The organism is Pseudoalteromonas nanhaiensis (genome assembly GCF_051235485.1).
GTDB lineage: Bacteria > Pseudomonadota > Gammaproteobacteria > Enterobacterales > Alteromonadaceae > Pseudoalteromonas > Pseudoalteromonas lipolytica_C.
This window is the reverse complement of the sequence record NZ_JBPNYQ010000031.1, coordinates 22154-35466: the sequence shown is the minus strand read 5'-3', so window position 1 is coordinate 35466 and position 13313 is coordinate 22154. Positions and strand designations below refer to the sequence as shown.

General features: G+C 42.6%; 12 protein-coding genes. All 12 read right to left on the bottom strand.

Features of this window, described 5'->3' with window-relative positions; genetic code table 11:
- Positions 1–118: 118 nt before the first annotated feature.
- The 12 genes from ACSFVZ_RS18860 to ACSFVZ_RS18805 all read right to left on the bottom strand — a co-directional run bounded on the left by ACSFVZ_RS18860 (position 119) and on the right by ACSFVZ_RS18805 (position 13305).
- Complete coding sequence (locus tag ACSFVZ_RS18860; protein WP_435559423.1) at positions 119–610, bottom strand: DUF1833 family protein; 492 nt, start codon at positions 608–610, stop codon at positions 119–121.
- Between the two features lie 3 nt (positions 611–613).
- On the bottom strand, positions 614–4672 hold the full coding sequence (locus ACSFVZ_RS18855; protein WP_435559422.1) for a hypothetical protein: 4059 nt from the start codon (positions 4670–4672) through the stop codon (positions 614–616).
- Between the two features lie 4 nt (positions 4673–4676).
- The gene (locus tag ACSFVZ_RS18850; protein ID WP_435559421.1) at positions 4677–5138 is read right to left on the bottom strand and encodes a hypothetical protein; all 462 of its coding nucleotides are present in this window, start codon (positions 5136–5138) and stop codon (positions 4677–4679) included.
- Between the two features lies 1 nt (position 5139).
- On the bottom strand, positions 5140–7914 hold the full coding sequence (locus tag ACSFVZ_RS18845; protein ID WP_435559420.1) for a tape measure protein: 2775 nt from the start codon (positions 7912–7914) through the stop codon (positions 5140–5142).
- Positions 7901–8068 carry a hypothetical protein gene (locus ACSFVZ_RS18840; protein ID WP_435559419.1) on the bottom strand — a complete coding sequence of 56 codons (168 nt, stop codon included), beginning with the start codon at positions 8066–8068 and terminating at the stop codon, positions 7901–7903. Before ACSFVZ_RS18840 ends, ACSFVZ_RS18845 begins: the two co-directional genes overlap by 14 nt.
- 170 nt (positions 8069–8238) lie before the next feature.
- The gene (locus ACSFVZ_RS18835; RefSeq protein WP_188730618.1) at positions 8239–8562 is read right to left on the bottom strand and encodes a hypothetical protein; all 324 of its coding nucleotides are present in this window, start codon (positions 8560–8562) and stop codon (positions 8239–8241) included.
- 35 nt (positions 8563–8597) lie between these two features.
- Complete coding sequence (locus tag ACSFVZ_RS18830) at positions 8598–9509, bottom strand: phage tail tube protein (RefSeq protein WP_253039571.1); 912 nt, start codon at positions 9507–9509, stop codon at positions 8598–8600.
- On the bottom strand, positions 9506–9643 hold the full coding sequence (locus ACSFVZ_RS18825) for a hypothetical protein (RefSeq protein WP_164835558.1): 138 nt from the start codon (positions 9641–9643) through the stop codon (positions 9506–9508). The genes ACSFVZ_RS18830 and ACSFVZ_RS18825 overlap by 4 nt, the downstream gene beginning before the upstream one ends.
- 9 nt (positions 9644–9652) lie before the next feature.
- The gene (locus ACSFVZ_RS18820) at positions 9653–10099 is read right to left on the bottom strand and encodes a hypothetical protein (protein ID WP_435559418.1); all 447 of its coding nucleotides are present in this window, start codon (positions 10097–10099) and stop codon (positions 9653–9655) included.
- Positions 10092–10598: a hypothetical protein gene (locus ACSFVZ_RS18815; protein ID WP_435559417.1), complete on the bottom strand. Its 507-nt coding sequence runs from the start codon at positions 10596–10598 to the stop codon at positions 10092–10094. Before ACSFVZ_RS18815 ends, ACSFVZ_RS18820 begins: the two co-directional genes overlap by 8 nt.
- The gene (locus ACSFVZ_RS18810; protein ID WP_188730626.1) at positions 10598–10975 is read right to left on the bottom strand and encodes a hypothetical protein; all 378 of its coding nucleotides are present in this window, start codon (positions 10973–10975) and stop codon (positions 10598–10600) included. The genes ACSFVZ_RS18815 and ACSFVZ_RS18810 overlap by 1 nt, the downstream gene beginning before the upstream one ends.
- Before the next feature lie 68 nt (positions 10976–11043).
- Positions 11044–13305 (bottom strand): phage major capsid protein, encoded by a 2262-nt coding sequence (locus ACSFVZ_RS18805; RefSeq protein ID WP_435559416.1) that lies wholly within the window; start codon positions 13303–13305, stop codon positions 11044–11046.
- Between the last annotated feature and the right edge of the window lie 8 nt (positions 13306–13313).

Sequence of the window (13313 nt, the reverse complement as noted above, 5' to 3'; positions counted from 1 at the left end):
TACTTCATTAAATGATATGTCGCCAATTGAGTTTGAAAGTGTAAGGAAAAAGTGTGCGGCCTAGCTTGACCAGATCAAACATATGGGACAGTTATGTAATCATTAAGATGGTTCATAGTTAACTGAAGTACTTTAAGCCTGGCGCAAAATCTGGTGTGTATCGGTCAGTTGGCCAAGCTGCATTTACTAAGTCGTTAAACGATGCTACAACGTTAACTCTTAGAGCATTGGCTTTTACACTCACTGCGGTCATTTTGAGTGCTTGTTCGCCTGGCTCATCTAAATAGCTAGCTGTGTAAACACGATAAGTTATCTTTATCTTGTCACCTGCTTCAAATGCAGTCTCAACTACCTGTAAAGACTGGCCAGTGATATTGTCTAATTGAAACTGCAAATCTTGGCGGCCTTTTACTGAGCGCTCAGGTAAAGAAACCCCTAATGCGCACGCTTCAAAGTCAACCATCTCACCACCTTCAATTCCGGCGGTAACATCATCATAACCAGAACAAACACGGATCACCCCAAACGAAGGGGCTTGCAATTCTAATGAGTGAATTGGCAAGTCATTCGTTGGGGCACTAGCGTAAAGGGTTTGAAGAACTTTAGACAAAATCTATCCTACCATCTTCTTAATAAGCGCTTCTGCAAGAAGGTTATAACCAATTGATTGTGGGTGACAGTTATCAGCAGCCCATTTATCGAAGTTTATAAACACTTCTATAGTTGCTCCAACTGGAGGTATATCATCAGTAAACAGTAAAGTCAGCGGAGTATAAATCCAATTGGCATTACTAAGCGTTGGTATTGCTATTGAATTATCCCACGACTTTTTAACACCACCCTTTAACGTCATATTTCTGAGTCTTTCAACACCATTAACATAGACCTTAATATTTTGAGGCGCGTATTCCATTACACTTGAACCATCTTCTTTTTTAAGTTCGTATTCAGATATACCCGTTGAAACAGTGCTTTTTGAGCTATTTAGATATAAAGCGGTTGATGCAGGCTGATTGTACTGCCATTTCAGTGTCTCATCGTAGAAATCAATGAAAGGAAGTTTCAGCTCTTTGCTCAGAGCTAGTGCTTTTTCTTTATAACCAGCAAGTCGTCTGGTGTTTAAGAAAGGAACGCCACATGTTGCTATGTAAACATTCGCATCATCTAAGTTCTCAGTCAGATCGTTCATCACGCTACGAACGTTATCAACCCAAGGGTCAATAGTACGAATTTGACAAGGCGAACCAACCACATCATCAAGTGATTCAAACTGAATGAAGTCACTTGGTAGTAACTCTTTTGTGAAAGTCACAACTTTATTTACGCTGTCCCACGAGTCAACTACTCGAGTGGCCGTTCTGCGAATGTCTAACCCATACTCACCAATCGTTATGACATCACCTTTTTCTATGTTGTCATAGGTTGCATCAGGCTCTAGCTTTATTGAGAATGGGTTAACTTCAAACGCATTAACAAATGAACTTTCTACTGTGAAGTTATCATCACTACCAGCAAGGGCATTCATATGTATTGATGAAATACCATCCTCTAGTTGCTGTCTTGTTATACCTGATTGTGTTTTATAAGCCTTGAACGTACTCACTACCCAATCATCATTGGTGCCACTTTCCAAATAAGCAACGTTAGGACGAAAACGTTTAACATGCTTAAGATTAGTAAGTGTGCTCGCAGAAAGGAAGTTGCTCGCTTTAAAACCACCAATACCAGCATTCTGTATAAAGTGAGCTCTGTTCGTTACATAACTGAAAAACAGCGAAGGCGTTAAACTAGTCGCGAGCGAATGTAATTCCGTAATCACAAATTTAAACTTACGCTTAGCATAAGTATCAAAGCGCCAAGTGGAAATCGCACGGTCATCGGTTTGTCTAAAGTCTAAACCACTTGAAAGGCCAACTGGATTCGCCGGATCGTATGATGTACCACCGCTACCATATGATGACTCTAAACCTGAGCCTATTCCCTTGCTAATATTTCCAATCGTTGTTTTACCTTCTTTGATGGTTTCACCCACATCAAAGGTTACCGCAATTGAACTGCTATTAGCTGGCGCATTCTTAAACTGGATAAAATGACTTACTTTTACTTCACCATTTACGGTGTCGGTTTTACGCAAAATCATATAATCCCAACTGGCTGGCATTGTTCCGCCATAACCACCGTTATAAATGCCACCCGTTAACTCTACATTATCGACAGTTACAACGTGATTGAACGTAAATGCAGAATTTAAGCTGTAGAGTAAGTCTTCACCGTTCCCTGCAAAATTAAGCGTTTTATTCTCTTCATAGTACTCAGCGTTTAATGTATCAAATGTATCATGTAAAACATCATCAATATAAAGCGCTACAATACACGCGTTGGCATTACCACGTTCCTTTGCGAGTGCAATGCTTACTTCATTGCAATACATCTCACCTTCAATGTATGCACCAACACCATCTATTTTTGATATTACGCTAGAATAACAAGCGTGCTCTGTCTCAAATACGTTCATTGTCACATTAGTATTTAGATCTCTTCCCACAAATGTGGTGGATAGCGTTTCTCTTAAATACTTCTCAAACGAGCCTAGATAACTGTACTGGCCTACATAGCCAGAGCCCCACGTAATAGACGAACCCATAGCGCTAAGCCTAATATTGTCCTTAACAGGCATCACTGGTGGTAGGTCAATTTCTGGTAAATCTAACGATCGTCTGGGTGAGATGTAATTGGGGTCAATAATGATACTGTTGTTAGCACCATTTATTAATACACCATCTTCTAACTGTCTAAAGTCAACCCACGCTGTAAAATCAAGCTCACCGCTTGTAGCTTTCATTTCGGTTAGACCATCTGCATTAGGTGCCGACAGTATTGAGTACCCTTTTAAAACACCATCAATAGATATTACAAGGCGCGTATCATAAGTTTGATCATTCTTTGTCAATACAGCAACGGTGTAGCTTTTAGTGACATCTACATTTCTAATATCAATATCTACGATTGCTTTAACTGCGTTCTTAAGAGCGTATGCCGTTTTATTGAGAAATACAGTTTTCTTTGCCCAAACTGGCGACTCTGTAACTCGTAAGTTGTAATCAGCAATTTCTTTCATTTGGTATGTGCCAAATGGGGCTTTATTTAACCAAATGTAAGTTGCTGCATCAGAGTTGTTTATATACACAACGTTGTTAGGTAGTAGCGTGTAATCAATTAAAAGCTCAACGGTCACGCCTGAGTTGTTTTGTGGGTAGCACTTTAAATAACTATATCCAGTAACATCATCTACTGAAGGAACACCAGTAAATTTAGCTATCAATCCCGTACCATCTGTAATCCATAAATCATACTTATATGTTTGATGGTTAATAGACATTGAGTTAATGCCTACTTTTGTTGCATTGCCCGTTATCTTACAGCCCTTTATTGCATCAGAAAGAGATTGGGCGCTTTCTTTTGATATATCACTAATTGATGTATCTATAGCGGTGTTAAGCTGAAGCTTTTTAAGTGCTTTAACGACATGTGAACTATCTTCTTGGTTTGCGAATGTAAAGATAGATTCTGTTGAAGAATAATACGTGCCAATTTTAGTCAACGCATTTAAGTTCACTTTAACATCAATGAAGTCGGCACTATTTTCTCCCTTACAACGAACAATTGCATTGTTCGCTGTTGTTACTGTACCAGAGTCATAATCTTTCCCTTCGTCATCTGTAATGTGAATTCTTACCGTTGTCGCTGTGGGTCTTAAAAGCTGTTTTAACTTGTAAGTCCCCATGATTTTTTCTGTATTAAAAAAGACACCGCTAAATACTTTTAAAATTTCAGAATGCAAAGCATGGTTTGGATCGATAGCTGTTGTTTGCTCAAAGACACCATAAGGACTATGCGCAGCTCTGACAATGTCTGTAGACCTGTTCGAGCTTTTAATTAAACTCGGGTTAATCGTGATATACGGCGTAAGAGTACTATAAAAAAATGTGCTATCTAACTTTCTGTAATCCAAGGTGACCAGAAAATATGAATTTGAACGCGTTATCTTTATTGTTACAGGCCCTGCCGTTGGGTCTTGGTCGGCCGGTAAAATGTCACCATCTAATGTCCAAGAATCGCCATTATCATTTCTGATGAAAAAACGATATTTATACGTTGGATCGTCTTTCATAAAAATGGAAATGTAGTAAGTTGTGTCAGTCGGAACATTAACCGTTTCTATCGTTTCAATAGCATTAATTAAATCATAACAACGTGGGTAGCTGCTCATAACTTCGCTTGTTTTACCAACCCAGCTTGATGTGCCCACCAACTCACTATTTTTTAGTGCAGCTTGCGAAGGATACGATTTTTTAAAAACAGCTGAACCGCCTTGATTTTCATATAGATCAAGAAAACTAGCATCATTCCCACTCACTACTGTGAAAAACTGACCTGATGAAGTTGCCGATATCCCTGCTGCAGTGCTTGCATATTTTACTGCATCAATATCTGCTGCGGCATCTAAAACAAATTGAACTTTAGAATCAACAGTGTCCTTTGTTTTTTTCTCTATACTTGGCTTTTGAACACCGTTAATTTCTACAGTTGTGTTTTCATCGCCTTGAAGAATTTCATTTAGTTGTGAAACCGATTTCTCAAAGTTATCGGTTAATTCCAAAAAATCAGCCATTTTACTATTCCAAATAATTATTTATCGAACTTGATAGTGAGCCAACAAAGCTAGCTACTGTGTGAGGTTTCACTAAGCTTATAGCCGCCTCTTCCTCACTCGCTGCTTTATATTCTTTCATTTCAATCTGCGCCTGGTATTGCCACACCAAAGCGCTTATTGGTTTCATGTTCTCGAGTGGATCTTTCATAAACCGCACCTGGTGCTTAACAACGCCTCGAGGCGTTAAAATATCCATCAAAAACCAGTCAATTAAATTCACTCCATGATCAACAAAGCCCTCAAACACTGTCGCTTCGTCTTTTCTTAAGCGCCAAGTTGCTTCCATATGAGTTGGTACACTTAAATGCTTACGGCGCTGGCGTGCTCGGCCAGTGCTCATTTCTGTGCGAAGAATGTTTGGTTGTCGCTTATAAGCTGCATCTTTTAAACGTGGTAAAGGCAGCGAACTTGGGTAATTGATCATCTTAGGTTCCCGTGCGCTGCATATTTGAATAAGTGCGTTCTAGCACTTCAGACATAGGGCCACCGCCTCGAATGTCAGAAACAAATAAGTTAATTTGTTCGTCGCCATTTTCTGAGCGTGTTTTCTCGTATGTGCCAGCACGGCTTGCATCTTCAACAAGTCTTATTACTACATTTACGTTAGTTGCGCCTGCAGCTGTGCCGGTAGCTCCTGCCGCTTTCATTTGGCTAGGGTTAAACACACGGCCACCATTACCGCCAGCTAAATAATGTTTGCCATTTAGCTCTACAAGCTCAGGCGTATTGCGCTCACCAATCTCAATCAGCTTGTTACTATTGGTGTAACCGCCATATTGGAAACCAGGTGGTTTTTGATCTTTTATAGATTTAACTTGAGCCAAACCAAGGCCAGTAATCACACCTGCAGCAATTGGTCCAGCAATTGGCCCCAATTCAAGTGCCGCAGCTGCAGCTGTATAAGTACTCATTAAAGCTTTAGCAATATTCAGTGTTTGCTGAACTTTAAAAGCCTTTTTACTGTGCGTTGCATATTGGCCAGCTAGGTTCTCACCAATTTCTAAACCAATGGCAACACGGTCATTACCACTGGCACGATCAAAATCAACGAACTGCTGGACTACTTGGCCATAGTTACCTGCATATCTAAGTTGAACAGCGCGTTTACGGTCTTCATGCGCAGCCTCTTCAGCTTCAATACGGCTATGAAACCCTTGCAACTCAGCAATTTCAGTTTCATATCTATCGCGACGAATTTGGTCTTCACGTTGGCGGGCTTCATTCTGGCGCTGTATTTCACGCGCTTGTTTGTCTGATTCAAGTTTTTCTAATGCAGCATCACGTTGCTGGCGAAGCTGTAGCTCAATTTCAGCATAACGTGCAGAGTCTTTGCCTTGCTCATCGAGCGCATTTCTAGCTATCTCTGTACGACGAGTATAAGACTGACGAATACGATCTTCTTCAGTCAATAGGTCTTCTGTTAACTGCGTAAAGTCTTTTTCAATATCCGCTTGCTTATTTTTCTCATCAATCAAGCTGGCAAGGTTGCGCAGTTCTTGTTGTTGCTGGGGTAATAACTTGGCGTATTTACCACTGGCAATTTCATAATTAAGTTTTTCTAGCTCAGTGTTTTTACCAAGCAAGGCTAAGCGCTGCTGGTAAGAGGCATTCGCTTTTTGAAAATCCGATAGATCATTTGGGCTTTGCCCTTGTTCAGGCTTCTTAGTCGTGCTTTTCCCTACAACAGCCTGTAAAGCAACTATCTCATTTTTAAGATCTGTTACACGTTTTTCTGCTGCTTCAACATCTTCAAACTTACCCTTTAAGAACGGGTTATTAAAACGTTGCCTTGCTTCATCTGCGAGCTGAATTGCACCCTTTAAACGCCCTTGAGCTAGCAACAATAAGCCTTGTGCTTGTTTACCGGTTAAGTTTGCATAAGGGCTTAAATCTTTACTTGCGTCTTTAAGTTTATTTACAGAATCAGTTGCATCGTCCGCATTTGATGCAAATTCATAAATCCCCCAAGCAGCCAACATAATTAAACCAGCAGGACCTCCTAAAAGTCCCATAGTGCCGCCCAGTGCACGCATTGCTATATTCGAACTGCGCACAGCAGCTGTATGTGCAATCGTTGCAGCAGTTAACCGTGCTTTTGCAGGGCCTAACACATTTGCCGCGCCAGTCATTGCAACCAAAGTTTGCACTTTACGCATATTTGCTTGAGCTGAAGCAAGCTCTGCAGCTGTATTTTTTACCGTTTCTTGAGCAAGTCGAGCTTTAGCTATTGTTGCTCTGGCCATGCTAGCTGCACTTACTGTTAAGCTGGTCGCTAATCTTCCACCAATAACAATAGCCAGCGCAGTTGCAGCTGTTGTTAGATTATCAATTAAGTCTTGATTTGTAGTCAGCTCATTTAATACCGTAGTTGCAGCATCAATTGCTGGCACAAGTGCAAAACTCACTGGTTGTTCTATACGGTTTATTAATTGCTCATAGGCTGTTTGAGTTCGATTAAGCGCGGCGGGTACGGTAGATGCAATACTTTGTGCAGCCCCCTCATACTCACCTAGTGCTTTGATAAAGGTATCTTTAAAAAAGGTGTTGGTTACTTTACCGCTAAGAACCATCTGCCTAAAGCCACCAGACACAAGGCCAGCAGCTTTATCTAATTCAGTTATCAAACCAGGTAACGGATCAACCACTTGATTAAATTCTTCTGCACGTACTATTGAAGAATCCATTGCTTGAGCAAAGCCATACATGGTTTGTTCTAGCTGAGTATTAGATGCACCGATTTTAGCGGCAACATTTGATGTACCTTCAAGAACCTTACGTCCTTCTTCGGCAGATAGCTTATTTGCTTTCTGTAAAGTAAGAATTCTGGCGTAACTATCAGCCATGGTTGAATAAACTTTATTGTGCTTATTACTTATCTCAATCAAGTAATTCTGCACTTGGGCGTATTCTTGGCTTGAAGTGGTTAGCCCTTGCAAACGGGCATTAAGTAGTTGGATCTGACCAATGTTTTGCACTTGCTGCTGTGCAAAATTAAGAGCCATAAAGCCACCAACAGCAGTGGCAAGGCTGGTATAACTGCGTGCAACACTATTATTACTAGACTCAAGCGCACGATTTTGCGCAACTTGCTGCTGCGCTTGTCGTTGTAACGAGCGTATATCGTTTGTATTCGTACGCGTACCCTGGCTAATTGCTTTGCCATCGTACAGTACTTTTAAACTTAAGTTATATCTGCTCATGCTGCTCTCGTGCTGCGTTCATTGCTTCTACTTCTAACACCTGAATTTTTTTAAAAATATCAGGGGTAATGTTTAACCCAGCTAGCCGCCAAGCGACTTCAGCATTGCCATAATCAAGGCCGCGTCCTTCTCCTTGCCATTGTGTTTCAACCATTAAAAACGCATTTACTGCTTCAGCATTACAGCTGTACAAATCAAAATATTTCTCTTTGTTTTGCGCTTTTACTTGGTCAATGACTTCCTTGGGTGCTTTTTGCTGGGTTAAAACTTCAAGTAAATGTTTGGTGTCGGGGTGTTCGTCGGCTACCCAATAGCGGGCAGCCTCTAGTAGTTTTTTCTGCCAGCCACAGCCACTGCAATAAAGTAGGCATCAAGCACAGCTGTTCGCCACCAACTCACCTTTAAACATTTAGCTAAATTGTCATCGTTAAATGGCAGTGGCTTATTGTTTTCATCAACAAAGTCATCACCCCAGTCAACGAGCACGCGCTTAATCATTTCGTGGTCTCCACTTTCGGCAAGTGCTTCGTTTGCGTCATCATCAAGTAGCTTAAATTGAGCGGTAAACTCGTGGCTGTTGCCATCAAAGGTAAACTTAACGGGCTGATGAACTTGCACGTTCTGCATTGTCACAATTGAAAAAGCCATTGTTTTCTCCTGGTGTAAAAGTGTTTTAAAACGAATTAATCAAGTAACAGGCTAAACTCGTCATTGCCTGTTTGCGGTAAAATAGCTAAGGCCATTTCAAGCTCTGCCTTTTTAGTGCGCTCAACATACTTAGGCTGTTTCACTTGCACTTTAGGGCAGCTAATCGTTACGCGGTGACCACCTGCAGGGCCGTGCTTAATTTGCAGATTGCCGGTTGTCGAATCTTTTGCTCGAGTAAAAAAGTCAATATCAGCGACATTAGGCGCAGCAATATTGACCGAGCCAGACATTGCGCGGTCTAAAAACTCAATCTTTGCCGTAGTAAGCGTTGGATCAAACTCCACTTCGTTGCCTGCATCGATGCTAAGTTTCGACGGCACAACTTCAAAGCCATGCAATAAAAAGTCAGTGGTGCGTCCTGCGCCCAGCGGAATAGGTTTAGGCCATGCACTAAAGTCGGCGGTTGGTAATGCGTTATCTTCAGGCGCAACATAAAGGCCTTTAAAATCGAACGATAAATAAGGAATGCCTTTTTCAAGCTCAATACTCACATTGCCTTGTGCACCTAACAAAGTGTGCTTATTACGACCAAGCTGAAAGTGCATAGCCACTGATTCAGGTGCATCTGAAATAGGTGTGTACTCAACACTGGTATCAGCCACAATAACTTCAGCCATACCACAGGCGCGCATTAATGGTCCCCACGCTGGGGCAACGCCTAATGTGCCACTGCCTACCAGTTCAACTTTAAAACTGATACCCGCATATTCATTCGTAAACATGCTTTCTTCAGCGCCTAAGTAAGGCGTATTTAAACCGCGCTCAACTTCCTCACCTTCAAGTGGGCGTAGCTCAATATCTTTAGTTAGCATGGCAAGCATTGCACCAGGCAACGTGCCATACGTTTGTTCAATTGCCGCTAATAGGCTGGTTTGTGACCATTTCATTTGCTTGCACCTTTGTCTTCAACTTTGTTCGCTTGCTTTTTAGCTGTGCTCTCAGGCTGTGTTCTGGCCACGAGCTTTAACTTACCTTTGGCGTCTTTTATATAGCTGCCGCCTTGGCTTGGCTTTTCGTTCATGCTGCTCTCCTAACTACTTACATTCACTGTTAAACGCATACGCGCCTGATGACACAACACACCACAAAACATCACTGGCGAGTGGTCATCTAAAATCAGCCCTGTGTCGTCGCCTTCGTCCAGGTCATCAACCAAATCATTAAGTAATGGATCACCTGCAAATGCGTCATCTAAAGATTCAATGGCATTTTCAAAGTGCTCTTGGCTGTCTTCGTCATCTACAAAGCTCTTTAAAAAAACCACATCAAAGGTATAAGCAACCGTTGTTCTAGTGGCGTACGGGTTTTGGCGTTTACGGCGCTTTAAACGGATATACCCGCCACTAATAGCATCACCTTGGGCATACATGGTTTTTAGGTCTTGAGTGTTTTTGCTAAAGCGCTCTTTTTTATAAAAGGTCCCTACATTTGCACTATTGAGCACATTCAAAATCGCCGTTCTTACCTGGTTAAGCATTTGCGCCACCCAACTTATTAATCATCAACTTCATTGCTTCGTTAAACCGTGCCTGTATATATGGCTCACTGGCCTCAAGGCCTTCTTTAAACATCAATTTGCCAGTCGTACCACGCGCATTAATTTTCAATGCAATCAATGTCGCTACTCGTTCTACTTCATCACCTTCAAGGCTAAGCACCGCCTCAACCCAATTCACTAAGGGTTCAATTGGTGGCATATGTGGTTTAGTGCCAAGCTCTACGGCTTCAGCGTAAAGCTTGCTAGTACCTACATAACCAATACTCACAGCTGGGTTTATTAAAACTTCACTATTAATACTGGCGGCTAAGTGGCCACCATCACCGCTACCCAAAGGGGTTCTACTAACTACTTGATACTGTGCGTAAGCCACCGACTCATTCATTGCGCTCGAGAGCTGCTCTTGCACCATTGCCGGTGAGTGCTGCCAAAGCTCAGTCAATGCATCAAAGCCCTTTGCTGTAATTCGCAGAGGCATTAGCGCAACCGTTGGCGCTTAGGCAGTTGCACAGCCTTACCATGCGCACTGCTTTTATTGTCATTAACGACAACCGCCGCATACTGGCTGCGGTAACCGTTAGCGATGCGTCTGAAACTGTCGGCTTTAGTGCCGTGGTCAACGCTATCGCTTGAAATCGTACTGTTATCATCGTTGGCGTAATACGTGGCCAACTTATCAATGCAGCTTGCCGCTGCGAGCTTTAAACAGGCATCCACATGCTCTGCAGCAATCTCAACGTTACCCGTATCTTTTTGGTACTTCGCCAGCATATCGGCATAGGCACTGGCAATTTCATCAGCGCTTAAAATGCCTGCTTGGTCTTGTACATAAGCTGGGAGTCTGTCTGCATACATAGTTAAAACACCTTATAAAGCGCATCCGTGCGCAACCGTGTCATCCAATCACCAGAGGAACCAAGGAATTAAAGAACCAGCGCTTTAGTCGCACCACGGTAGTCAGTACATTGACCACCGTAAATGTGGCGGATTTTCATCGTGGTTTGGTCGTTCGTGAACACAGTGCCCACGTTTTGCATGTCTTGCGTGAAAATCTCAGGGTTTTCCATGCCGTCTAAAAAGCCCATTTCAAAGTTGGCAAGCTCACTAGGGTCGGTCATTAAGCCCCAATCATTTGGATCAGTCGCACCAGGCACACGCAGAATTTCAAGGTTTAATTGCTGCGCAAAACCCTTGTCGTTGTTTTGCAAGCGTTGGAACAAGTCAAAGGCTGCATCTACATTACCCAGCGAACACAACAAGAACGCTGGCTCAATTTCTAGCATCTCGCCAGTATCAAGCTCTTGCTGGTTCATAATGGCGCGCCAATGCACCATTAACTCTTCCTGGCTTAGTGCAGCACTAAACAAGTTGTTATGATCAGCATGAAACAGTGCTTTGCCATCAGGGGCATTGCGGTTGTTTAGGTAGAAATCCCACGCAAATTTGCTAAGTGTGCGCGCAGCGGCACGAGCCAGCTTGTTAGGAATTTGCGTAATGATGTTGCGGTCATCATTTTTAATCATTTCCATAGTGATGGTTGCAATACCACCTTTTTTGCTCACACGGTATTTCGCGTTGCTATCGGTAGGTTTTGCAAGTTCTTGGTAATCACCGCTTTCAAGCACATCTTGTAGGTCGCCATAGCCACCCCATTCAGTCACATTCTGATCTTTAAAGTCAGTTGCAGTACCAATGCGGAACACTTTGCGCCATAACTGGTATTTTTCTAAGCTGCCGTACACTTCAACCACACGGCGGTTTATTACATCGGCCAGCACATTCGGTAAGCTATCACTATCAAGCGCTTCGACCATTCGCGTGCGGCTACAGTCGTTTAAACGACCTGTACAGTGCTTATCACCCGTCAAATCAATGTAAGCTTCTTTTAGGCTCACTACGTCTTTATTAGCCGGATCAAATAGTGCGGTAAGCAGCTCTACACCGCTTGGGTTATCTGAGTATTGCGCGCCTTCAGGCATGTTCACTTTGCCCGACTCAGTAAACTTGCTTAAATAGCTAATCTCACTATCAATCAGCTTTTGCACCTTATCTGTGCTTACGTCTTCGCTGCTTTGCACGCTTTCTACCAAGCGCGTTTTGGCGGCGTCTGGCAAAGTCGACTTATTAATTAAAGCCACAGCACTTTGCTTTGCTTCAACCAAACGCTGGCTGTCTGCAATCACTTTGTTTACGTCTGCAAGTGTTAAACCTGTACCTTGGCCTGCATCAGGGGCACCGTGTTTAGCCAGTGCTTCAGTTAATTGCACAATGGCTGTTTCATCATCTTCAGCTGTCACAGATGCTGCAAGCTGAGGGTTCGATTTTTTAAGCGCTTCGATTAGGCGCATTAGTTGTTCATTCATGACATTGCCTTGATTATGAGCTTCTTTAAATGACACGATCCGACCACCTGCACCAGGTACCATGATCAAATCGACGGAATTAACTTTGAGGAACTTCTTAGCTGTGCGGCTGCCCTTTTTACCAGAGGCCGTACCATCCACATCAATACTTAAACCAAACAGGTCTTGCATATTGTTATCAACGGCTTCGCGCAATTTAGTGGCATAACCCGAGCTTTCAAGCACAGTTAAATCAGCCTGCAGTGCACCTTTTTTACCTGCGCCAACACCTTCAACAAATTGTGCATTGCTGAACTGGCCAATTAGGTTATTAAAGTGTTGGGCAGTGCCTTTGATATGGTCGTCATCAGACTTAACCATGCATTTAGCACCGTTAAACAAAGGGGCTGCTTCACGCAGAACGTGGGCTGGATAGTCAACACCATTTAAGCTTTTACCCACCTCAATCAAGGTCACTAAAAACTTACTAGGTTTAACATTACTAGCTTCAATAAACTTAGTTTCGTCATACCAGGCTTCGGTTAACTTAACCACGTCAGAGGGTTTGTACTCTTTGACGACTTCAATGGCGTTTTCAAACGTCACCTGATTTAACTCACTCACCGCATAAGGGTATGCCCAGTAGCGGCCATCTTTACGAACCACCACTTTGTCAGCATAAAAAGCCGTAATATCAACCCAGCTATCACGCGAGTTAGTTGCCAGCAACTTACGCAGCTCTGCAGTCACAAGCGTCATCACATCGTGATAATCAGATGATTTAGCCTCAACAAATGCGCGATTGCCTAAAAAGCCGGTTCCTGTTGGTAAAAGGGTCAACATAATTTAGC